18 protein-coding genes are annotated in these 21651 nt (G+C 73.9%); 9 read left to right on the forward strand and 9 right to left on the reverse strand.

What is annotated here, in order from left to right:
- The first annotated feature begins 60 nt into the window (after window positions 1-60).
- Together ACPFP2_RS14980 and ACPFP2_RS14985 are read left to right on the forward strand one after the other, a co-directional pair.
- Window positions 61-1239: an NAD(P)-dependent malic enzyme gene (locus tag ACPFP2_RS14980; RefSeq protein ID WP_424089771.1), complete on the forward strand. Its 1179-nt coding sequence runs from the start codon at window positions 61-63 to the stop codon at window positions 1237-1239.
- A 66-nt stretch (window positions 1240-1305) separates the two neighbouring features.
- Window positions 1306-2268, forward strand: coding sequence for a zinc-binding dehydrogenase (locus ACPFP2_RS14985; protein WP_424089772.1), 963 nt, complete (start codon window positions 1306-1308; stop codon window positions 2266-2268).
- Between the two features lie 99 nt (window positions 2269-2367).
- Here the strand turns inward: ACPFP2_RS14985 and ACPFP2_RS14990 are convergent, their stop codons facing one another.
- Window positions 2368-3351 carry an alpha/beta hydrolase family protein gene (locus ACPFP2_RS14990; protein WP_424089773.1) on the reverse strand — a complete coding sequence of 328 codons (984 nt, stop codon included), beginning with the start codon at window positions 3349-3351 and terminating at the stop codon, window positions 2368-2370.
- Window positions 3352-3559: 208 nt separating this feature from the next.
- Between ACPFP2_RS14990 and ACPFP2_RS14995 the strand changes: the two genes are divergently transcribed.
- A complete protein-coding gene (locus tag ACPFP2_RS14995) occupies window positions 3560-3733 on the forward strand; it encodes a hypothetical protein (protein ID WP_424089774.1) in 174 nt (57 codons plus the stop codon).
- A 13-nt stretch (window positions 3734-3746) separates the two neighbouring features.
- On the opposite strand, the gene ACPFP2_RS15000 is transcribed toward ACPFP2_RS14995, so the two are convergent.
- Window positions 3747-4868 carry an acetate/propionate family kinase gene (locus ACPFP2_RS15000; protein ID WP_424089775.1) on the reverse strand — a complete coding sequence of 374 codons (1122 nt, stop codon included), beginning with the start codon at window positions 4866-4868 and terminating at the stop codon, window positions 3747-3749.
- A complete protein-coding gene (gene pta, locus ACPFP2_RS15005; protein ID WP_424089776.1) occupies window positions 4865-6949 on the reverse strand; it encodes a phosphate acetyltransferase in 2085 nt (694 codons plus the stop codon). The genes ACPFP2_RS15000 and pta overlap by 4 nt, the downstream gene beginning before the upstream one ends.
- A gap of 175 nt (window positions 6950-7124) precedes the next feature.
- Here pta and ACPFP2_RS15010 point away from each other — a divergent pair, with 175 nt between their 5' ends.
- Window positions 7125-8078: a hypothetical protein gene (locus ACPFP2_RS15010; RefSeq protein WP_424089777.1), complete on the forward strand. Its 954-nt coding sequence runs from the start codon at window positions 7125-7127 to the stop codon at window positions 8076-8078.
- Window positions 8071-10248: a bifunctional polysaccharide deacetylase/glycosyltransferase family 2 protein gene (locus tag ACPFP2_RS15015; RefSeq protein ID WP_424089778.1), complete on the forward strand. Its 2178-nt coding sequence runs from the start codon at window positions 8071-8073 to the stop codon at window positions 10246-10248. The genes ACPFP2_RS15010 and ACPFP2_RS15015 overlap by 8 nt, the downstream gene beginning before the upstream one ends.
- Window positions 10249-10294: 46 nt before the next feature.
- On the opposite strand, the gene ACPFP2_RS15020 is transcribed toward ACPFP2_RS15015, so the two are convergent.
- The 6 genes from ACPFP2_RS15020 to ACPFP2_RS15045 form a co-directional block, all read right to left on the reverse strand.
- Window positions 10295-11293, reverse strand: a complete 999-nt coding sequence (locus ACPFP2_RS15020) for a glycoside hydrolase family 6 protein (protein WP_424089779.1) — start codon at window positions 11291-11293, stop codon at window positions 10295-10297.
- Between the two features lie 53 nt (window positions 11294-11346).
- Complete coding sequence (locus ACPFP2_RS15025; RefSeq protein ID WP_424089780.1) at window positions 11347-11526, reverse strand: DUF6104 family protein; 180 nt, start codon at window positions 11524-11526, stop codon at window positions 11347-11349.
- Window positions 11527-11612: 86 nt separating this feature from the next.
- Window positions 11613-15344 carry a multifunctional oxoglutarate decarboxylase/oxoglutarate dehydrogenase thiamine pyrophosphate-binding subunit/dihydrolipoyllysine-residue succinyltransferase subunit gene (locus ACPFP2_RS15030; RefSeq protein ID WP_424089781.1) on the reverse strand — a complete coding sequence of 1244 codons (3732 nt, stop codon included), beginning with the start codon at window positions 15342-15344 and terminating at the stop codon, window positions 11613-11615.
- Window positions 15345-15603: 259 nt separating this feature from the next.
- Window positions 15604-16428 carry an ABC transporter permease gene (locus tag ACPFP2_RS15035; protein ID WP_424089782.1) on the reverse strand — a complete coding sequence of 275 codons (825 nt, stop codon included), beginning with the start codon at window positions 16426-16428 and terminating at the stop codon, window positions 15604-15606.
- A complete protein-coding gene (locus tag ACPFP2_RS15040; RefSeq protein ID WP_424089783.1) occupies window positions 16425-17357 on the reverse strand; it encodes an ATP-binding cassette domain-containing protein in 933 nt (310 codons plus the stop codon). The genes ACPFP2_RS15035 and ACPFP2_RS15040 overlap by 4 nt, the downstream gene beginning before the upstream one ends.
- Before the next feature lie 149 nt (window positions 17358-17506).
- Entirely contained in the window at window positions 17507-18178 is a 672-nt protein-coding gene (locus ACPFP2_RS15045; protein WP_424089784.1) for a hypothetical protein, read from the reverse strand.
- A gap of 151 nt (window positions 18179-18329) precedes the next feature.
- Between ACPFP2_RS15045 and ACPFP2_RS15050 the strand changes: the two genes are divergently transcribed.
- The 4 genes from ACPFP2_RS15050 (at window position 18330) to ACPFP2_RS15065 (ending at window position 21622) form a co-directional block, all read left to right on the forward strand.
- The gene (locus ACPFP2_RS15050) at window positions 18330-19109 is read left to right on the forward strand and encodes a GNAT family N-acetyltransferase (protein WP_424089785.1); all 780 of its coding nucleotides are present in this window, start codon (window positions 18330-18332) and stop codon (window positions 19107-19109) included.
- A complete protein-coding gene (locus tag ACPFP2_RS15055; protein ID WP_424089786.1) occupies window positions 19106-20089 on the forward strand; it encodes a lysophospholipid acyltransferase family protein in 984 nt (327 codons plus the stop codon). Before ACPFP2_RS15050 ends, ACPFP2_RS15055 begins: the two co-directional genes overlap by 4 nt.
- Before the next feature lie 106 nt (window positions 20090-20195).
- On the forward strand, window positions 20196-21032 hold the full coding sequence (locus ACPFP2_RS15060) for a DUF4097 family beta strand repeat-containing protein (RefSeq protein WP_424089787.1): 837 nt from the start codon (window positions 20196-20198) through the stop codon (window positions 21030-21032).
- Window positions 21029-21622, forward strand: coding sequence for a PadR family transcriptional regulator (locus ACPFP2_RS15065; RefSeq protein ID WP_424089788.1), 594 nt, complete (start codon window positions 21029-21031; stop codon window positions 21620-21622). The genes ACPFP2_RS15060 and ACPFP2_RS15065 overlap by 4 nt, the downstream gene beginning before the upstream one ends.
- The last annotated feature ends 29 nt before the right edge of the window (window positions 21623-21651 follow it).

Here is a 21651-nt window from a genome sequence, read left to right on the forward strand (position 1 = left end):
GACGCCTCACCTCGCGCCCGCGCCGGCCGCTCCGTCTGCTCGACAGATCCTGGAGTCACCATGTCTGCGTCCACCGTGGATCCCGCTGATCCTGTCTTCCGGTTGCACGTCGGCGGCAAGATGGCCGTCACCTCGACGGTTCCGCTGACCAGCCGGGAGGACCTCTCCCTCGCGTACACCCCGGGCGTGGCCCGGGTCTGCGAGGCCATCGCCGCCGACCCCGCCCTCGCCGACGACTACACCTGGGTGTCGCACACCGTCGCGGTCGTCACCGACGGCTCCGCCGTACTCGGGCTGGGCAACATCGGCCCCCGTGCCGCGCTGCCGGTGATGGAGGGCAAGGCGGTGCTGTTCAAGCAGTTCGCCGGCGTGGACGCGGTACCGATCTGCCTGGACACCCAGGACGTGGACGAGATCGTGGCGACGGTGAAGGCGCTCGCCCCCTCCTTCGGGGGCATCAACCTGGAGGACATCAGCGCCCCGCGCTGCTTCGAGGTCGAGCGCCGGCTGGACGAGGCGCTGCCGATCCCGGTCTTCCACGACGACCAGCACGGCACCGCGATCGTCGTGCTGGCCGCGCTGCGCAACGCGGCGACCCTGCTCAACCGCAAGCTCGGCGACCTGCGGGTGGTGGTCAGCGGAGCCGGCGCGGCCGGGGTCGCGGTCACCGCGATGCTGGTCGCCGGGGGCGTGAACCCGGAGCAGGTGGTGGTCTGCGACTCGAAGGGCATCATCGGCCGGCACCGTCCCGACCTGACCGAGACCAAGGCGCACCTCGCCGAGACGACCAACGCCGAGGGCCGTCAGGGTGACGTCACCGAGGCGCTGCGCGGCGCGGACGTGCTGATCGGCGTCTCCGGCGGGCAGATCCCCGAGGAGGCGGTGGCCGGGATGGCCCCGGGCGGCATCGTCTTCGCGCTGGCCAACCCCAACCCCGAGGTGCACCCCGAGGTGGCGGCCCGGCACGTCGCGGTGGTGGCCACCGGCCGCAGCGACTACCCCAACCAGATCAACAACGTGCTGGCCTTCCCCGGCGTGTTCCGGGGCGCGCTGGACGCCCGGGCCACCCGGATCACCGACGGGATGAAGGTGGCCGCCGCCGACGCGATCGCCTCGGTGGTGGCCGAGTCGCTCACCGCCGACGCGATCGTGCCCTCCCCGCTCGACCCCCGGGTCGCCCCGGCGGTGGCGGAGGCGGTGGCCGAGGCGGCCCGGCGCGACGGCGTCGCCCGCGCCTGACCGTGTGAGAAAGGCCCCGGGTCGTCACGGCCCGGGGCCTTCTTAACGATCGTTTCCCTTGTTACGGTGCCGATCATGCGTGCCGCCTATGCCTCCCGCTTCGACGCCGACAACCCGCTCGCCGCGCTCGGCGTCGGCGACCGTCCCGAGCCGGCCCACCCGGACTCCGACTGGGTCACCGTGCAGGTGCGGGCCAGCTCGCTCAACCACCACGACATCTGGTCGCTGCGCGGGGTGGGCCTCTCCGCCGACCAGCTCCCGATGATCCTGGGCTGCGACGCCGTCGGCACCGACCCCGAGGGCCGCCAGGTGGTCATCTACCCGGTGGTGCCCACCCCGGGCGATCCGCGGGGCGTCTCCATCCTCTCCGAGCACTTCCCCGGGACCCTGGCCGAGCGGGTGGCCGTACCCCGGATGAACCTGCTGCCGCTGCCGGCGGGCCTCTCGGCGACCGACGCGGCCTGCCTGCCCACCGCCTGGCTCACCGCGTGGCGGATGCTCACCACCAAGGGCCGGGTGGACGAGGGCGAGTCGGTGCTGGTCCAGGGGGCCGGCGGTGGCGTCGCCACCGCCGCCGTCGCCCTCGGCGTCGCGCTCGGCAAGCGGGTCTACGCGACCAGCCGGGACGCCGGCAAGCGGGAGCGGATCACCGAGCTGGGGGCGACCGCGCTGGAGCCCGGCGCACGGCTGCCCGAGCGGGTCGACGTGGTGATCGAGACGGTCGGCGCGGCCACCTTCGACCACTCGTTGAAGTCCGCCGCCCCGATGGCCCGGATCGTGGTCTCCGGCGCGACCGCCGGGCACGAGCCAACGGTCAACCTGCGCCGGGTCTTCGCCATGCAGCTGGAGATCCTGGGCACCTCGATGGGCACCCCGGACGAGCTGACCGAGCTGCTGGGCTTCTGCGCCGAACACGAGATCCACCCCGTGGTGGACAGCGTCGTGCCGTTCTCGAAGGTCGAGGACGCCTTCACCCGCCTGCACTCCGGCGACGTCTTCGGCAAGGTCGTCATCGACCACACCGCCTGACCTCGCCCCACCCGCGCACTTTCGGAGAAAGAGTGGCTATCCGGCGCGGAACAGCCACTCTTTCTCCGAAAGTGCGTCCCGCGGTGGGGTGGGGAGGGGTCAGAGGCGGTTGTCGAGGGTGGCGATGTCGTCGCGGGTGGCGTCGGCGGCGATGCGGGCCTTGGCCTTCGCGTCGCCGTACAGGGTCCAGCGGAGGAACTCCACCGTGGTGTCGGAGACCACCCGCAGGGCGGCGCCGTCGCCGAGCAGCGCCCGGCCGTGGTCGCCCTTCGGCAGGCTGAGCATCGCCTTCGGCCACGGCACCGCGTCGTAGACCGCCTTGCCGGCCGCGTACTCGACCACCTCGTCGGCCTGGCCGTGCACGAAGAGCTGCGGCGCGGCGGCCCCGGCGAAGGCCGTGCCGACCCCCAGACCGGTGCCGGCGAAGACCACCCCGGCGTCCAGGCGCTCGTCGCGGCCGGCGGTGAAGAGCCCGATCGTGGTCACCCCGCCGGCCGAGTGCCCGGCCGCCGCCACCCGGTCGGTGGCCAGCCGGCCACGCAGCGGGTCACCGGCCTTTCCGTCCAGCGCCAGCACCGCGTCCAGGGCGTACGAGACGTCGGCGGGCTGGTTCAGCACGTCGAGCACGTTGCTGTCGGTGCCCCGGCTGGTGTGCGGGAAGGTGGGCGCGGCGATCATGAACCCGGCCGCCGCCCACCGGGTCAGCAGCGCCGCGTAGTCCTCCGGCCGGCCGCCCAGACCGTGGCTGAACATCACCACCGGGAACCGGCCGGCCGCCACCGTCGCCCCGCGCTGCGGCGTGCCGCCGGCGTCGCCCCGGGCCGGGTACCAGAGGGTCACCGGCAGGGGCCGGTCGCCGCCCCGGTTCAGCTTCAACTGGCGTACGCCGACCGCGAACGCCTCCGTCGGCGCGCTGCCGGTGGGGACGCGCGGCGCCGGGACGGTGGCCGTCGGGGACTGCGCCGGGGCGGCCGGGCGGGCTGTCGGGGCGGGCGCGGCCGAGCAGCCGACCGGGCCGGCGGTGAGCAGGCCGACGGTGAGCAGGACGGCGACGAGCGGGACCGGGGCACGGCGACGGGACATGGCACCGATTGTGCCCGCCCCGACGGGCCGCCCGGGGATCGTCGGACGCACCGTGACCCCTGCCGTACGCCCGGTGCGGCCGGTGCCGGCCGTCCGGACCGGTGGCGTCCGCCACTCGGCCGGTCTGCGCCACCGCTACGGATCGCAGGCGTCACGCTCGGTACCTCGGGGGCGGTGCGGGGTGCGCGGTTTCGCTAGGGTCTCCGGCATGTCTGACGAGTACGTGGACCCGAGCGGCAACACCGAGCAGTTCCGTGCCTTCGCACACTCCCCGGACTCCGCCGCCGTCGGGCAGGGGCCGTCCCGGCTGCCGCTGGCGGTGGGCGTTGGCGTGGTCGCCGTGCTGCTGGTCGCCGTGGCCACCTGGCTGGCCCTGAGCTGACCTCCGGCGGCGCTCAGCGGCCGGCGTCGACCACCGCCCGGGTCTCCCGGGCGATCTCCCGCTCCTCGTCGGTGCCGATGACGCAGACGGCGACCTCGGCGTCGTCCGGCGAGATGACCCGGTCCCCGCTGCCGGCGTTGCGCGCCGGGTCGACGGCGATGCCGAGGCGCTCCAGCCCGGCCAGCGCGGCGGCCCGGACCTCGGGGGAGTGCTCGCCCACCCCGGCGGTGAAGGTGACCGCGTCCACCCGGCCCAGCAGCGCGTAGTACGCGCCGACGTAGCCGGTGATCCGGCGGCAGTAGACCTCCAGTGCCAGCGTGGCGGCCGGGTCCCCGGCCTCCTGCCGGGCCTGCACCTCGCGCATGTCGTTGACACCGGTCAGCCCGAGCAGCCCGCTGCGGTGGTTGAGCAGGTCGTCGATCTCGTCCACCCCCATCCCGCCCTCGCGGCGCAGGTGGAAGATGACGGTCGGGTCCAGGTCACCGCTGCGGGTGCCCATCACCAGGCCCTCCAGCGGTGACATCCCCATCGAGGTGGCCACGCTGCGGCCGCCGTCGACCGCACAGGCGCTCGCCCCGTTCCCCAGATGCAGGGTGATGGTGCGCAGCTGCTCGTACGGCCGCTCCAGCAGCTCGGCGGTGCGCTTCGAGACGTACGCGTGCGAGGTGCCGTGGAAGCCGTACCGGCGGATGCCGTACCGCTCGGCGGTGTCCCGGTCGATCGCGTACGTGGCGGCGGCCTCGGGCAGGGTGTGGTGGAAGGCGGTGTCGAAGACGGCGACCTGCGGCACGTCCGGCAGGGCCGCTCGGGCGACCTCGATCCCGGCCAGGTTCGCCGGGTTGTGCAGCGGCGCGAGCGGGACGAGTTCCTCGATGGCGGCGAAGACCGCGTCGTCGATGAGCACCGGCCGGCTGAACCGGCGTCCGCCGTGCACCACCCGGTGCCCCACCGCACCCAGCCCGGCGAGGTCGACCCGGTCGATGATCTCCCGGACCGCGGTGGCGTGGTCGGCCGGCCCGCCACCGGGCTCGCCGACCCGCTCCACGGTGCCCTTGTCGCGCACGGTCTCGCCGTCGTAGAGCCGGTACTTCACCGACGACGAGCCGCAGTTGAGCACCAGCACGCGGTCGGTCACGAGTCCTCCTCCGGCGATCCGGCCGCCTGGATGGCCGTGATCGCCACGGTGTTGACGATGTCGGCGACGGTCGCGCCCCGGGACAGGTCGTTCACCGGCCGGCGCAGGCCCTGCATCACCGGGCCGACCGCCACCGCCCCCGCCGAGCGCTGCACCGCCTTGTACGTGTTGTTGCCGGTGTTCAGGTCCGGGAAGATGAACACCGTCGCCCGCCCCGCCACCGCGCTGTCGGGCAGCTTCGTCGCCGCGACCTGCGGGTCGATCGCCGCGTCGTACTGGATGGGGCCCTCGACCAGCAGATCCGGCCGGCGCTCGCGGACCAGCTCGGTGGCCGCCGCGACCTTCTCCACGTCCGCGCCGAAGCCCGAGTCGCCGGTCGAGTACGACAGCATCGCCACCCGTGGCTCGATGCCGAAGCGGGCCGCGGTGTCCGCCGAGGAGATGGCGATGTCGGCGAGCTGGGCGGCGTCCGGGTCGGGGTTGACCGCGCAGTCGCCGTAGACCAGCACCCGGTCGGCCAGCAGCATGAAGAAGACGCTGGAGGCCACCGAGACCCCCGGGACGGTCCGGATGATCTCGAAGGCGGGGCGGATGGTCGCCGCGGTGGTGTGGGTGGCCCCGGAGACCATGCCGTCGGCGTGCCCGGTCGCCACCATCATCGTGCCGAAGTAGTTGGGCTGGGCCACGATGTCGTGCGCCAGCTCCACGGTGAGACCCCGGTGGGCGCGCAGCTTCGCGTACTCCTCGGCGAACTCGTCGCGCCATCCGCTGGCGATCGGATCCACCACGTCCGCGCCGGTGATGTCGATGCCGAGTTCCCGGATCCGGCGGGCGACGTCGTCGGGACGACCGAGCAGGGTCAGGTCGGCCACGCCCCGACGGAGCAGGATCTCCGCCGCGCGCAGGATGCGCTCCTCGGTCCCCTCCGGCAGCACCAGCCGTCGGCGGGTGGCCCGGGCCCGGTCGATCAGGTCGTACTCGAACATCAGCGGGGTGACCCGGGCCGATCGGGTGACCCGCAACCGGCGGGCCAGGTCGACGGTGTCCACGTTCCGCTCGAACGCGCCGAGCGCCGCCTCGACCTTGCGCGGGTTGGCCGGGCTGGGCCGGCCCTCGATCCGGCTGGACGCGGCCACCGTGTCGTAGCTGTCACTGGTCACCGAGAGCACGGCGAGACCGGTGTTGAGCCCGTCGACCAGCCGCATCGCCCGCGGGTCGGGCTGCTCCCCGAGGGTGAGCACCACCCCGGCCACGGAGACCTGCCCGGCGACGTGCGCGGCGCTCGCCGCGACCAGCAGGTCCGCCCGGTCGCCGGGGGTGATCACCAACGCGCCCTCGGTCAGGTGGCCGAGCAGGGTGGGCACGTGCGCCGCGCCGACCACGTAGTCGAGCACGTCCCGGCCGAGCGCGGCGTCGTCCCCGGCCAGCAGGGTGGCGCCGAGCGCCGTCGCCACCTCGGCCACCGTCGGCGCCGACACGGCCGGCACCTCCGGGATGGCGTACGCGGGGACGGGCAGCTCGGGCAGCCTCATCGGCTCGTGAACCCGGTTGGCGATCACCGCCAGCACCGTCGCGCCCAGGTCGTCCAGGTCGTGGTACGCCCCGCGCGCCGCCGCCGCGACCGTCTCCGGCGACTGCCCGAAGCCGTCGAGCACCGGCACCACCACGCTGCCGAACTCGGTGGCGAGCCGGGCGTTGAAGGCCAGTTCCCGGGGGCCCGCGCCCTCCCCGCCGTCGGCGAAGTCGCTGCCCACCACGACCACCGCCGGGCAGCGCCGTTCCAGGTCCCGGTACCGCTCGACGATCCGGGAGATCAGCTCCTCCCGACGCCCGTCGGCGACCAGCGCGCTCGCCTCGGCGTACGTGGCGCCGGTCAGGGCGTCCTGCGGCAGGTCGATCCGGTAACGGTCGGTGAGCAGGGCGAGGATCGGGTCGGGTTCGGTGCCGGCGACGAGCGGCCGGAACACGCCGATCCGCTCGACCTGTCGGGAGAGGAGTTCCGCGAGGCCGAGGGCGATGGTCGACTTACCCCCGCCGGACCCCACGCTGGTCAGGTAGACGCTGCGGGCCACGAGGCTCACGCTACAAGATCGTGGTGGTGCCCGCCCGGGTCCTTCGGCCCGGGACCGGGGGTGACCAGGGCGTTCCCTGTCGAGCGGTCCGACGGCGCCCAAACCTGTCGGGGGACAGGATCCTCGTCTCACTCCGTCCGCCGGGCGACGGGCCGGGTGGCTCGCGTTCCTAGACTTCCGACCCGTGCCCCACACTCCCGCCGCAGCTCAGGGCGGTGCCGACGCCCCGACCGTGGTCGCCCCGACGACCGACGGCGCTGCCGTCACGTCCCCGACGGACGCCCCGACGGTCGGGCAGCCGGCGACCGACGCGCCGACGGTCGTGCGGCGCCCGGTGGACGCGGTCACGGTCGTGCAGCCGGTGAGCGACGCACCGACCGCAGTGCAGGGTCCGGTGGACGCGGTGACGGTCGTGCAGCGTCCGACGGATGCGGCGACGGTCGTGCAGGGCCCGGTTGAGGCCGCGACGGTCGTGACGCAGCGTGCGGTGGACGCCGCCACGGCGGTGCGGCCGGTCGGTGCTCCGCCGGTGCGACGGTCGGCCGTCGCCGAGGCGCCGACCGTGGTCCGGCGCGGGACGGACGCGCCCACGGTCCGGTCGGCGGCAGCCGTCGACACACCGACCGAGGTGCACGTCGTGGCGCCCCCGGTCCCGCCGGTGTTCGTCGACCCGAGCGGGCGGCGGCGCCGCCGGCTGCGCGGGACCGCGTACGCCCTCGGTCTGGTGGGGCTCGCCTACACCGTCCTGGTGGGGACGAGCTTCGCCGGGGGACCGGTCGCCCCGGAGAGCGTGCTGCCCTTCGTGGAGTCCACCGAGCGGCCGTGGACGCCGCCCCCACCACCGGCCGGCACGCCGACGACCGGGCGACCGTCCACCGCGCCACCCGTCGCCCGCCCGCCCGGCCGGCCGGAATCCACCACCGCCCGGCCCACCCCGCCCCGGAACCCGTCGCCCGCCGTCACGCGTACGCCGGGCAGCCCGCCCGCCACCCGGGACGCCTCCCCGCCGGTGGCACCCCCACCCATCTCCCGGTCCGCCTCGCCGAGCGGGTCCCCGTCCACCACCACCGCGCCGCCCCCGGTTATCGACCTGCCGCCGCTGATCCGGCCCTCGCCGGAACCCGCCGCCGATGGCTGACCCGCCGGCCCCACCGGTGTCGGCCCGCCCGGTCCGGACCCGCCGGGTCGTCCCGCCGCCGAGCTGGACCGTGCTCGGCATGCTGCTCGTCCTGCTGGCCGGCGTGCTCTTCGTCGGGGCGTACGCGGACGCCGCCTTCGCCCCCGAGCGCCGCCCGGGCGACGACGGTCAGGAGACGATCCCGGACGCGGTGGTGCAGGGCGGTCCGATCATCTCCGCGGACGCCCACCGGGCGCGGTCCTGGCGGCTGCCGTCCCGGACCGTCGCGCTCACCTTCGACGACGGCCCCGACCCGACCTGGTCCGGGGAGGTGCTCCGGGTTCTGGAGTCCCACCAGGTCCCAGCCACCTTCTTCGTGGTCGGGTCACAGGTCGCCCGGCACCCCGGGGTGGTCCGCCGGATGGCGGCCGGCGGTCACGAGATCGGCCTGCACACCTTCACCCACCCCGACCTGAGCGACCTGCCCGGCTGGCGGCGACGGATGGAGTACGCGCAGACGCAGCTCGCCGTGGCCGGCGCGGCGGGGGTGCGCAGCACCCTGGTGCGGCCCCCGTACTCCTCGCACCCGTACGCGCTGGACGACCGGGACTGGCCGCTGGTCACCGAGGCCGGTACGCAGGGCTACCTGACCGTGCTCAACGACACCGACAGCAAGGACTGGGCCCGCCCCGGCGCGGACCGGATCGTCGAGAACGTCACCCCGGACGGCTACGGGGGCGCGGTGACGCTCTGGCACGACGCCGGCGGCGAACGGGCCCAGACCATCGCCGCGCTGGACCGCTTCATCCCGCTGATGAAGTCCCGTGGGTACCGCTTCACCACCGTCACCGGCGGCCTGAACCTGACGCTGGCCGGCGCCGGGACCGACCAGGAGGTGGTGGGCAACCCGCCCGCCTCCACCGCCGACCGGTGGCGGGGACGGGTGCTGGCCTGGGCGGTGCGGGGGTCCGACGGGACGTTGAGTGTGCTGGGGCTGCTCTTCGTCACGGTCGGCGTGCTCACCGTCGGGCGTACCGTGCTGCTGTTCCTGCTCGCCGGCCGGCACGCCCGGCGGCGGCGGGCCCGCGACTGGGCGTGGGGTCCGCCGGTCACCGACCCGGTGTCGGTGGTCGTCCCGGCGTACAACGAGAAGGAGGGGATCGCCGCCGCCGTCCGCTCGCTGGCCGGGGGAGACCATCCCGGCGGCATCGAGGTCGTCGTGGTGGACGACGGCTCGACCGACGGCACCGCCGACATCGTCGAGGCGCTGGGCCTGCCCGACGTGCGGGTGGTGCGCAAACCCAACGGCGGCAAACCGAGCGCGTTGAACACCGGCGTGGCGCTGGCCCGGCACGACCTGATCGTGATGGTCGACGGGGACACCGTCCTCGAGCCCGACGCCGTACGCCGGCTGGTCCAGCCCTTCGCCGACCCGCAGGTCGGCGCGGTCGCCGGCAACGTCAAGGTCGGCAACCGGCGCGGCCTCATCGCCAAGTGGCAGCACATCGAGTACGTCATCGGCTTCAACCTGGACCGGCGGCTCTACGAGACGCTGCGCTGCATGCCGACGGTGCCCGGGGCGATCGGCGGCTTCCGGCGGCAGGCGCTGGCCTACGCCGGGGGGATGACCGACGACACCCTCGCCGAGGACACCGACATCACCATGGCGCTGGGTCGGGCCGGCTGGAAGGTGGTGTACGAGGAGACGGCCCGGGCCTGGACGGAGGCGCCGGCCACCATCGGCCAGCTCTGGAAGCAGCGCTACCGGTGGAGCTACGGCACCATGCAGGCGATGTGGAAGCACCGCCGCTCCCTGCTGGACCGGGGGGCGTCGGGCCGGTTCACCCGCCGCTGCCTGTTCTTCCTCAGCCTCTTCGGGGTGCTGCTGCCGCTGCTGGCGCCGGTGATCGACCTGCTGGCCCTGTACGGGGTGTTCTTCCTCGACCGCACCACCACGGCGGTGGCCTGGCTGGTCATGCTCGGCGTGCAGATGCTCACCGCGGTGGTGGCGTTCCGGTTGGACCGGGAGAAGCTGGGAGTGCTGTGGGTGCTGCCGTTGCAGCAGTTCGTCTACCGGCAGTTGATGTACCTGGTCATGATCCAGGCGGTGGTCACCGCGCTGACCGGGGGCCGGTTGGGCTGGCAGAAGCTGCGGCGTACCGGGCTGGAACCGGCGCTGCGCCGCGGTTGACCGTCCGGCGGGCGCAGCAGCCGCCGCAGTGCGCCGGGGAGGCCGGTCAGCCGGCCCGTCGCGCCAGGCCGAGGGCGTACTCCGGCCACCAGACGCCGCTCGCCGGCTCACCGGGGCGGCAGGCCCCGTCGGACTCACCCGGGTACTTGACCCAGAGCAGGGCGTCCACCCGGGGCAGCCCCGGGTCGGCGGTGGGCTCCTCGCCGAGCGTCCGGCCGGGGGGATTGCACCAGCTCGGCGCGCCGGCCACCGTGGCGCCCGGGTACGGCCCGTTGCCGTTGCGGCTGGTGTCGACGACGAACCGGGCGTCCCCGCCGAGGGCGTCGGAGACCCGGTGGCCGTAGCGGACGTTCGCCGCCGTGCCGACGAAGTTGGCGACGTTCAGCGCGAAGCCGTCCGCATCGCGGATCCCGGCCCGGTCGAGGACCGCCGCCAGCGAGCCGACGTCGGAGATCCAGTCCGGGTGCCCCGCGTCGAGGTAGACCCGGGCGGCGCCGGTGCTCTTCAGTACGGCGACCGCGTCCCGCAGCAGCGCGAGCCGGCCGGCCACGTCGTCCACGCAGCCGGCGACGGCGTCCGCGACGGCGCCGGGTTCGAGCACCACGGTGACCGGCCGGCCGCGCACTCCCGCCGCCAGGTCCCGCACCCAGTCCTGGTACGCCGTCGCGTCCGCCGCGCCGCCGGCGCCCTGCCGGCCGCAGTCCCGCTGCGGCAGGTGGTGCAGCACCAGCAGCGGGGTCTGGCCGGCGACGGACGCCCGCGTCAGGAAGGCGTCCACCTCGTCGCGGGCCGCCCCGCCGGTCAGCCACTTCGCGCTCGGCCGGTCGCCCAGCCGGCGCAGCAGCTCACCGTCGGCGGTACGCCCCTCCGCCGCCCAGCGGGCTGCCTGGGCGGCGGCCGGAGCGTCCGGGTCGACGTAGAAGACCGGCGGCGCGGACGGAGCGGCCTCGCCACCGCCGTCCGGCGCGGATCGTCGTACCGGCTCGCCACCGCAACCGGCCAGCAGCGCCAGCGCGGCGGCCGCCGCCACGGTCGATCGGGACACGGCCCGGCGCAGCGGCGTCGGACGGCCCCGGCCCGGGTCGGCGGTGGGCCGGCTCAGTCCTCGTCCTCGTCGTCGAGGCGGGCGAGCCAGGTGGCGAAGCGCTCGATCGGCGTCTCGAACTCCGGGTTGAGGTCGACGAAGTCGCGCAGCCGCTCGGCCAGCCACTCGACGCCGAACTGCTCCTCGCCCCGGCGCTCGACCAGTTCCTCGATGCCACGGTCGGTGAAGTACACGGTGTTCCTCTCGCGAAGGGCCGCGACGCGGACCGGGGCAGGGCCGTCGCGTGGACGGCGCTGCCCCGGTACGCGGTGCGGTCAGGTCACGGACGGGGGAGAGCCGCCTCGATCAGCGCGGTCTGCTCGACCTCGTGCATCTTGGCCGAGCCGACCGCCGGGGCCGCCGCGGCCGGGCGGGAGATCCGCCGCAGCCGGACGTCGGCCAGGTGCTCCAGCAGGTTGAGCGCGACGAACGACCAGGCGCCCTGGTTGGCCGGCTCCTCCTGCACCCAGGCGAAGTCCTCGGCGTTCGGGTACGCCGCCAGCGCGGCCCGGATCTCCTCCACCGGCATCGGGTAGAGCTGCTCGATCCGGATGATCGCGGTGTCGGTGGTGCCGCGCTCCTGCCGGGCCTGGAACAGGTCGTAGTAGACCTTGCCCGAGCAGAGCAGCACCCGCTTCACCTGCTCCGGCGCCGGCCCGGCCGGGTCGGTCAGCACCGGGGAGAAGGTGCCGGTGGTGAAGTCCTCGACCGGGGAGACGCAGAGCTTGTGCCGCAGCAGCGACTTCGGCGTGAACACCACCAGCGGCTTGCGCTTCGGCGACAGCGCCTGGCGACGCAGCAGGTGGAAGTAGTTCGCCGGGGTGGTCGGCACGGCCACCCGCATGTTGTCCTCGGCGCAGAGCTGCAGGAAGCGCTCCGGGCGGCCGGAGGTGTGGTCCGGGCCCTGGCCCTCGTGCCCGTGCGGCAGCAGCAGGGTGACGGCGGAGCGCTGGCCCCACTTCACCTCGCCGGAGGAGATGAACTCGTCGATCACCGACTGGGCGCCGTTGACGAAGTCGCCGAACTGGGCCTCCCAGCAGACCAGCGCGTCGATGTTCTCGACCGAGTAGCCGTACTCGAAGCCCATCGCCGCGTACTCCGACAGCAGCGAGTCGTGGACGAAGAAGCGGGACCGCTCGCCGTCGCCGGTGAGCGACTTCAACGGCAGGTAGTCGTCGCCGGTCTTCGCGTCGACGATCGAGGCGTGCCGCTGGACGAAGGTGCCCCGGCGGGAGTCCTGGCCGGCCAGGCGGACGGTGACTCCGTCGTGCAGCAACGAGCCGAACGCGATGATCTCGCCGAAGCCCCAGTCGATGTTGCCCTCGACGGACATCTTGGCGCGGCGGTCGAGCAGCTGCTGGATCCGCTTGTGCGGGGTGAAGCCCTCCGGCAGGTTGACGTGCGCCTCGCCGATGGCCCGGACGACGGCGGCGTCGGTGGCGGTCTCCACCTGCGGCTCCGGCTCGTCCTCGCGCTTCGGGCGGGAGAGCTGGCGCGGCGTGGTCGCGGCGTCGCGGGTGGCCTTGAAGACCCGCTCCAGCTGCCCCTGGTAGTCGCGCAGCAGCTCCTCCGCGTCCTCCACGGTGATGTCACCCCGCCCGATCAGCTCCTCGGTGTAGAGCTTGCGCACCGAGCGCTTCGAGTCGATGATCTTGTACATCTCCGGGTTGGACATCGACGGGTCGTCGCCCTCGTTGTGCCCGCGCCGGCGGTAGCAGACCATGTCGATGACGACGTCCTTGTTGAACGCCTGCCGGTACTCGAAGGCCAGCCGGGCGACCCGGACCACGGCCTCGGGGTCGTCACCGTTGACGTGGAAGATCGGCGCCTGGATCATCCGGGCGACGTCGGTGCTGTAGAGGCTGGACCGGCTGTACTCCGGGGCGGTGGTGAAGCCGACCTGGTTGTTGACCACCACGTGCACGGTGCCGCCGGTGCGGTAGCCGCGCAGCTGGGAGAGGTTGAGCGTCTCGGCGACCACGCCCTGGCCGGCGAAGGCGGCGTCACCGTGCACCGCCAGCGGCAGCACGGTGTAGCCCTCCAGCTTGAGGTCGATCCGGTCCTGCTTGGCCCGGACGATGCCCTCCAGCACCGGGTCCACGGCCTCCAGGTGCGACGGGTTCGCCACCACCGACACCTTGACCGCGTGGTCGCCGTCCGGGGTGGTGAACTTGCCGTTCTGGCCGAGGTGGTACTTCACGTCGCCGGAGCCCTGCGTCGAGCGCGGGTCCAGGTGGCCCTCGAACTCGGAGAAGATCTTCTCGTACGGCTTGCCGACGATGTTCGCCAGCACGTTGAGCCGGCCGCGGTGGGCCATGCCGATGACGACCTCGTCCAGCCCGCCCTCGGCGGCGGCCTCCAGCACCTCGCCGAGCAGCGGGATCAGCGACTCGCCGCCCTCCAGCGAGAACCGCTTCTGCCCGACGTACTTGGTCTGCAGGAAGGTCTCGAACGCCTCCGCGGCGTTGAGCCGGTTGAGCACGTGCTTCTGCTCGTCGGCGGCCGGCTTCTCGTACCGGCGCTCGATCCGCTCCTGGATCCAGCGGCGCTCCTCCGGGTCCTGGATGTGCATGTACTCGATGCCCACCCGGCGGCAGTACGAGTCGCGCAGCACGCCGAGGATCTCGCGCAGCTTCATCCGCTGCCGGCCGGCGAAGCCGTTGACCGGGAACTGCCGGTCCAGGTCCCACAGGGTCAGCCCGTGCTGGAGGACGTCCAGGTCCGGGTGCTTGCGGATCTTGAACTCCAGCGGGTCGGTGTCGGCCATCAGGTGGCCGCGCACCCGGTACGCGTGGATCAGCTCGTGCACCCGGGCGGTCTTGTTGATCTGACCCTCGGAGTCGACGGCCACGTCCCGCATCCAGCGCACCGGCTCGTACGGGATGCGCAGGGAGGTGAAGATCTGGTCGTAGAAGCCGCGCTCGCCGAGCAGCAGCTCGTGCATGACCTTCAGGAACTCGCCGGACTGCGCGCCCTGGATGATCCGGTGGTCGTACGTGCTGGTCAGCGTGATGATCTTGCTGACCGCCAGTTCGGCGAGGGTGGCCTCGCTCATGCCCTGGTACGGCGCCGGGTACTCCATCGCGCCGACGCCGATGATGGCGCTCTGGCCCTGCATCAGGCGCGGGATCGAGTGCACCGTGCCGATGCCGCCCGGGTTGGTCAGCGAGATGGTGGTGCCGGAGTAGTCCTCCATGGTCAGTTCGTTGCGGCGGGCGCGCCGGACCACGTCCTCGTACGCCTGCCAGAACTGGCGGAAGTCCATCTGCTCGCACGCCTTGATGGAGGGGACCACCAGGTTGCGGGAGCCGTCCGGCTTGGTCAGGTCGATCGCGATGCCCAGGTTGACGTGCTCCGGACGGACCAGCGCCGGCTTGCCGTCGACCTCGGCGAAGGAGTTGTTCATCTCTGGGTGCTCGACCAGCGCCCGGACCATCGCGTACCCGATCAGGTGGGTGAAGCTGACCTTGCCACCGCGCCCCCGGGCGAGGTGGTTGTTGATCACGATGCGGTTGTCGACCAGCAGCTTGGCCGGGACCGAGCGGACGCTGGTCGCGGTCGGGACGGCCAGCGAGGCGTCCATGTTCTGCACGATCTTGGCGGCGATGCCGCGCAGCGGGGTGGTGCCGGCGGCGCTCACGGCCGGGGCCTTCGCGGCCGGCTTGGCCGGGGCGGCCTTCGCGGCCGGCGCGGGCTTGGCGGGCGCGGCGGCGGGCTTGGCGGCCGGCTTCGGCGCGGCGGGCGCGGGCTTCGTCGCCGGCTGGGCCACGGTCGCGGCGGGCTCCTGCTGCGCGGCCGGCTCGGCGGCGGCCGGCTTCGCCGGGGCCTTCTCCTCGGCCGGACGCGGTGTGGCGGCTCCCGGCGCCGGCCGATAGTCGGCGAAGAAATCGTGCCAGGCCGAGTCGACGCTCGAGGGGTCGGCGAGGTAGCGCTGGTACATCTCCTCGACGATCCACTCGTTCGGGCCGAAACCCGCCAGTGGGTTCTCCTGCGAAGTCTGCTGGGTCGACACGGCCGCTGATCGCCTCTTTCACCCGGTTCGAATGGCTCGCGTTGGCCTCCGCGCCCGGCTGCGGGCACACGGAAGACGGGTCCCAGGCTACGCCGTACGAATGCCGCAGGCATTTCCGCCTCCGACGGGTGGTCCGTTTCACAGAAGATGCCAGAAGTTCGGCAAACGCTGCGTGTCCCGTTGATTCCTGCTAGACCGCGACGGCCCCGGACGGTGACGTGCAGATCACCGTCCGGGGCCGTCGCGTCGAGGGCGGTCGTCAGGAGATGTCGCGCCGCCGGATGGTCAGCACGCCGATCGCGCCCGCCACCGCGGCGTACCCGATCAGCACGGCGGCGCCCGCCCACCGGGGCGGGTTGCCGGGGATCTCCACCCCGCTGACCATCAGGCTCGACGCCAGCGAGGGCACCAGGAGCTGGAGCTTGTTGATCCACTCGCCGAACCGGTTGGCCAGCAGGCTCAGCACCGTGATGGCGCCGATGGTCCCACCCAGGTAGAGCAGGATGCCGGTGACCGTGGCGCCGATCTGGCTGCGGATCAGCACGCCGAGGCCGACGCCGAGGATCGCCCAGAGCAGGTAGGCCAGGCCGTTGAGCGCGATCGCCCGCCACACCGCGCCGCTGCCCAGTTGCGACCCGACGTCCACGCTGCCCAGGATCGCCGCCCCGGTGGGGATGTTGAGCAGCGTGAAGAGCAGCCAGAAGAGCAGCCCCAGGGCGGCGGCGGCGACCAGCTTCGCCGCCATCACCGCGGTGCGGTGCGGCGCGGTGAGGAAGGTGGTGGTCACCGTCTGGTGGAAGAACTCGCTGGTGACCACGACGACGCCGAGCAGCATCACGATGAGCAGGCCGAAGAGCTGCCCGTTGGTGTAGAGGTTGGCCGCCAGGGCGTCCTGGTCCATCAACGCCCGGACCTGGTCGACCTGCTCCGGCGGCACGTCCTCCAGGGCCCCACTGGCCAGCGCGTCGGTCTGCAGCCAGTTGATCCCGAGGGTGAGCGCCCAGAGCGGCAGCATGATCAGCGCGAAGATCCACCAGGTGTTGGTGGTACGGATCTTCAGCAGTTCGGATCGAACCAGGTTCATCGGATGCCCGCCTTCCCGGCCGTCAGCTCCAGGAAGACCCGTTCCAGGTCGGGTCGTTCGGTGGTGAGTTCGTGCAGTTCCACGCCGGCGGCCAGCGCGGTCCGGCCGATCGTCGGGGCGTCCACCCCGTCGACCAGCAGGACGCCGTGCTCGTCGGCGGCGACGGTGGCCGACTGCGCCTTCAGGGCGGTGGTCAGCTCCTCGGCGTTCGGGGTGCGGACCCGGACCCGCTGGCCCTGGGCCATCGAGCCGATCACCTGCTCCACCGGACCCTGCCGGACGAGCTGGCCGGCGGCGATGATCACCACGTCGTCGGCGAGCAGCTGCATCTCGGAGAGCAGGTGGCTGGAGACCAGGATCGTGCGGCCCTCGTGGGCGAGGCCCTTGAGGAAGCCGCGCATCCACCGGATGCCCTCCGGGTCCAGGCCGTTGGCCGGCTCGTCGAGGATCAGCACCCGGGGGTCACCCAGCATCGCGGCGGCGATGCCGAGGCGCTGCTTCATGCCCAGGGAGTACCCCTTGAACTTGCGCTTGGCGGCCGGGGTCAGCCCGACCAGGGCCAGCGCCTCGTCGGCCCGCTGCTTCGGCAGCCCGGCCGCCGCGCAGATCACCCGCAGGTGGTTGATCCCGGTGCGGCCCTTGTGCGCGCTGGACGCCTCCAGCACCGCGCCGACGTTCCGCAGCGGGTCGGTCAGGTCGGCGTACCGGCGGCCGCCGATGGTCGCGGTGCCGCTGGTCGGGGTCACCAGGTTCAGCAGCATGCGCAGAGTGGTGGTCTTGCCGGCGCCGTTCGGGCCGAGGAAGCCGGTCACCCGCCCCGGTTCCACCGTGAAGGACAGGTTGTCGACCGCCCGGACGTTCTTGTATTCCTTGGTCAGTCCGGACACGACGATCTGGCCGGTGCTGGGGCTCCACTGCCCGTCGGACATCGTTCTCCTCCCGTGCGGCGGCGCGTGGTGCGCCGCGGCGTACGGCGCCGTTGCGGAGGCGCCGGGCCCAGCCTGTCAAGAGTGGTCAACCTTCGCCATCGGACCCGCTCGCCATTCCGGTCTCCCTCCCGGGCAGGAGGGGGTCATCCTCAGGGACGAGACGCGGGCTCCGGCGGCAGCGCGATCCAGGTGGCCCGGGCCCGCCCGAGCAGCGCGCCGGTCGGCCCGTACAGGCTGGTGCGCACGTACGCCTTGCGCCCCTCGCCGCCGACCGCCGCGCCGGTCACCACGCACTCGTCGCCCGGCTCGGGCAGCGCGTCGAGGACCGCGGCGATCCGGCCCAGGACGTACGGCCGGCCCGGGGCGATGACCGCCCAGCCGCCGGGGCAGTCCAGCGCGGCCCAGACCGTCGCCGGGACGACCCGCTCCGGGGCCCGGAACGGCGCGGCGGTCCGGCCGTCGGGCAGCCGGCCGGGGAAGATCCGCAGTCCGTCCGCCCGGTCCGGGCCGCAGACGTAGCAGCCGGGGAAGGGATGGTCGACCAGACCGGGGTACCGGGCCGAGGCGGCCCGCGCCGTCGCCGCGTCCACGCCCGGCACCGCCGGGGGCAGGTCGTCGGTCGGGTCGACCCGGGCGACGAGCCGTCCGTCCGGGTCCAGGACGTCGCCGTCGGCCAGGGCCAGCGGGGTGTCCAGCGGCGGCGGGCGGCGCAGCGTCACCTCGACCGGCCGGTTGCCGCCGTACGCGGTCGCGAACACCCCGGCGCTCCACCCGCCGTTGCCCGAACCGGGCGGTCCGTTGAACCGGGACTCGATGATCATCGGGTACCTCCCTGCGTCCGGCCTCGTCGCCGGGTCCCGGGCAGCCTCGCACGTCGGCGGGCGGCGGCCGGCAGGGGACGGCCCGATGGCGTTCACCGGATCGACACCGATCACCGGGCAGGCGGCAACCCCGGACCCCTACACAGGACCCATGGCCGTTCTGCACGCCGCTGGCGCACCCCTGACGACCAGCGGATACACCCTGCTGATCGCCGACGACCCGACCCAGGTCGCGGCCGCGCAACGCCTGCGTCACGAGGTCTTCGCCACCGAACTCGGCGCGACCCTGCACCCGGCCGGGGGCGGGCTCGACGTCGACGACCTGGACGCCCACTGCGACCACCTGATCGTCCGCGAGGAGCGCACCGGCGCGGTGGTCGGGACGTACCGGCTGCTGCCGCCGGGCCGCGTCGACCGCCGGTACGCCGAGGGCGAGTTCGAACTGACCGCCCTCGACCCGCTGCGCGACGTGCTGGTCGAGGCCGGGCGCTCCTGCGTCCACCCCGACCACCGGTCCGGCGCGGTGATCAACCTGATGTGGGCGGGCATCACCCGGTACCTGCACCTGCGCGGTTCCCGCTGGCTCGGTGGCTGTGCCTCGGTGCCGGTGGCCGACGGGGGCCGGGCCGCCGCCGAGGCGTGGGCGCTGGCCCGGGCGAAGCACCTCGCGCCGCCGCTGCTGCGGGTCCGGCCCCGCCGTCCGTGGTTCGCCGAGCCGGCGGCGGCGCACCCGGACACCGCGGCCGGTGGTCCGGCCGGGCAGGCGTCGATCCCGCCGCTGCTGCGCGGGTACCTCCGGCTCGGGGCGTGGATCGCCGGGGAGCCGGCGTACGACCCGGATTTCGGGGTCGCCGACTTCTACGTCCTGTTCTCCCTGGACCGGATGAACCCGCGGTACCTGCGCCATTTCCTGGGCGGGGAGCAGCGGTGAGCGCCGCGCTGTGGCGGCCGGTCTCCGGCTGCGGTCCGGCGTGCCTGCCCGGGGTCGGGGAGGTGCCGGCCGTACCGGTGCCGTGGCGGGTGGTCCGGCTGCTGGGCGTACTCGGGATGCTGCTGGCCGGGGCGGGCCTGGTCGGCCTGCTGCCGGTGCTGCCGGCGGCGGGGCGGGCGACGGCGGTACGCCGGTGGGCGCGGGCGACGGCCCGCGTCCTCGGGTTACGGCTGGAGGTGCGTGGCCGGCCACCTCGGCGGCCCGCGCTGCTGGTCGCCAACCACGTCTCCTGGCTGGACGTGCTGGCGGTGCTGGCGGTGGCGCCGGCCCGGCTGCTGGCGAAGTACGAGGTCCGGGAGTGGCCGCTGGTCGGGGCGCTGGCCCGCGCGGCCGGCGTGATCTTCGTCGACCGGGCCCGTCCCCGCGAGTTGCCGGCGACCGTCGGCCGGCTCGCCGTGGCGCTGCGCGGCGGCGACCCGGTGGCGGTCTTCCCGGAGGGCACGACCTGGTGCGGGACGGCTCCGTCGGGTGCCTGCCGGCCGGGGCGGGGCTTCCGGCCGGCGGCCTTCCAGGCGGCGATCGACGCCGGTGCGCCGGTCGTGCCGCTCCGGCTGACCTACCGCTGCGCCGCCACCGGCGAGGCCACCACGGCCGCCGCCTTCCTCGGCGACGAGACCCTCTGGGCCTCGGTGCGCCGGGTGCTCGCCGTGCGGGAGTTGGTGCTGACCGTGCGGATCGGGGCGGCGCTGCACCCGGCCCGGGACGCGGACCGGCGCGCCCTGGCCCGCGCCGCCGAGTCGGTGGTGCACCTGGTCCCGGCCCGCGCCGCCGCGCCCGTCGTCGCTGTGGCCGGGGCGGGTGGGGAGTGCTCGGTGGAACACCATGGCTGTGAACCGGACCCGTTGACGTCCATGGTGTACCGCTCGGCCGGGGTCGGACCGGTGGACGGCGCGGGGGAGCGGCTCGACCTGGCGGCCTGACGTCCACCGGACAGCCGACGGTCCATTGATATCGCGATGTATCGCGTTACGCTCTCCTCCTGAGCGGCGCGCCACCCGGCCGCGCCCGCCTGCGAGGGAGGCCGCCATGACCAGTCGGACCATCCACGAACCGCAGCGGTTCACCCTGGACGAGCCGGTCACCGCGCTCGACGTCCGGCTGATCAGCGGCCGGCTCAACGTGGTCGCCACCGACGGCCCCGCCCGGGTCGACGTGGCCCGCGCCGCCGGCGCGCGCCGACCGCTGCACGTCGCGCACCACGACGGCACGCTCAGCATCCGGCAGGAGCGGAAGTTCCGCTGGTCGCAGGTGCTGCGCTGGGTCGGCCCGTTCGCCCGGTGGCCCCGGGTCGACGTCTCGGTGGCGGTCCCCGCGGAGGTGCTGGCCACCCTCCGGCTCGTCGACGGCTCGCTGGTCGCCTCCGGCCTGCGCGGCGAGACCCGGGCCGACGTGACGTCGGGCCGGATCACCCTGATGGGGCTGCGCGGCCGTACCGTCGCGAAGATCACCTCCGGTCCCGTGGAGGCGCTCGGCGTGGCCGGTGACCTGAGCCTGGAGACCGTCTCCGGCGAGGTGATCCTCGCCGACAGCGCGCCCGCGTCGGTCCGCGCGCACACCGTCTCCGGCGCGATCACCTGCGACTTCGACAACCCCCGCCGCAGCGAGATCCGGCTCAGCACCATCTCCGGCGGAATCACGGTGCGGGTCCGGGAGGACAGCGACCTCGCCGTCCGACTGCACACCGTGTCCGGTCGGATCACCAGCGGCTTTCCCCAAATACGGGCGGACGGCGGGTTCGGGGCGGTGCACGACGGCGAGGGGGTGCTCGGCGCGGGCGAGGGTAAGCTCTGGGCGTCCGCGACGTCGGGCAGCATCGCGCTGCTCGCCCGCGGAGTGGGCGACGACCTGGAGGAGCTGCCGTGACCGCCGTGTTCAGTCACGGGCGGCTCCGGCTCTACCTGCTCAAGCTCCTCGACGACGGGCCGCGGCACGGCTACGAGCTGATCCGGCTGCTGGAGGACCGTTTCCTCGGCCTGTACGCCCCGAGCGCCGGCACCATCTACCCGCGGCTGCAGCGCCTGGAGGTGGAGGGGCTGGTCACCCACACCGCGGCCGGCGGCCGCAAGGTCTACGAGATCACCGAGGCCGGCCGTGCCGAGCTGCGTCGGCGCGCCGACGAACTGGCCACGCTGGAATCCGACATCACCGCCTCGGTGCAGGACCTCTCCGCCCTCGCCGGGGAGATCCGGACCGAGGTACGCGGTTCGGTGCGCGACCTCAAGCGCGAGCTGCGCGAGGCCGCCCGCCAGGCCCGCTGGGAGCGTCCCCCGCCGCCCGGTCCCGCCCCGGCCGCCGGGTCGCCCCTGCTGGCCGAGTTCGACCAGCGGCTGGCCGCCTTCACGGTGGAGGTGGGTGGGCTGGTCCGGGCCGGGCGGCTCTCCGACAACCAACTGCGCACCGCGATCCGGGTCCTCGACGGCGCGCTCGACGGGCTCCGCCGGCTGCTGCGCTGACGACGCAGCTCACAGGGTCTTTTCAGCAA

The sequence above is a fragment of the Micromonospora citrea genome (assembly GCF_049629545.1).
In the GTDB taxonomy this organism is placed as follows: Bacteria; Actinomycetota; Actinomycetes; order Mycobacteriales; family Micromonosporaceae; genus Micromonospora; species Micromonospora citrea_A.

Coding starts and splice junctions, on each gene's coding strand:
- ACPFP2_RS15015 (WP_424089778.1), top strand. CDS start 8,071: ATGGCTGACCCGCCGGCCCCACCGGTGTCGGCCCGCCCGGTCCGGACC.
- ACPFP2_RS15050 (WP_424089785.1), top strand. CDS start 18,330: ATGGCCGTTCTGCACGCCGCTGGCGCACCCCTGACGACCAGCGGATAC.
- ACPFP2_RS15045 (WP_424089784.1), bottom strand. CDS start 18,178: ATGATCATCGAGTCCCGGTTCAACGGACCGCCCGGTTCGGGCAACGGC.
- ACPFP2_RS15060 (WP_424089787.1), top strand. CDS start 20,196: ATGACCAGTCGGACCATCCACGAACCGCAGCGGTTCACCCTGGACGAG.
- ACPFP2_RS14995 (WP_424089774.1), top strand. CDS start 3,560: ATGTCTGACGAGTACGTGGACCCGAGCGGCAACACCGAGCAGTTCCGT.
- ACPFP2_RS14980 (WP_424089771.1), top strand. CDS start 61: ATGTCTGCGTCCACCGTGGATCCCGCTGATCCTGTCTTCCGGTTGCAC.
- ACPFP2_RS15035 (WP_424089782.1), bottom strand. CDS start 16,428: ATGAACCTGGTTCGATCCGAACTGCTGAAGATCCGTACCACCAACACC.
- ACPFP2_RS14990 (WP_424089773.1), bottom strand. CDS start 3,351: ATGTCCCGTCGCCGTGCCCCGGTCCCGCTCGTCGCCGTCCTGCTCACC.
- ACPFP2_RS15040 (WP_424089783.1), bottom strand. CDS start 17,357: ATGTCCGACGGGCAGTGGAGCCCCAGCACCGGCCAGATCGTCGTGTCC.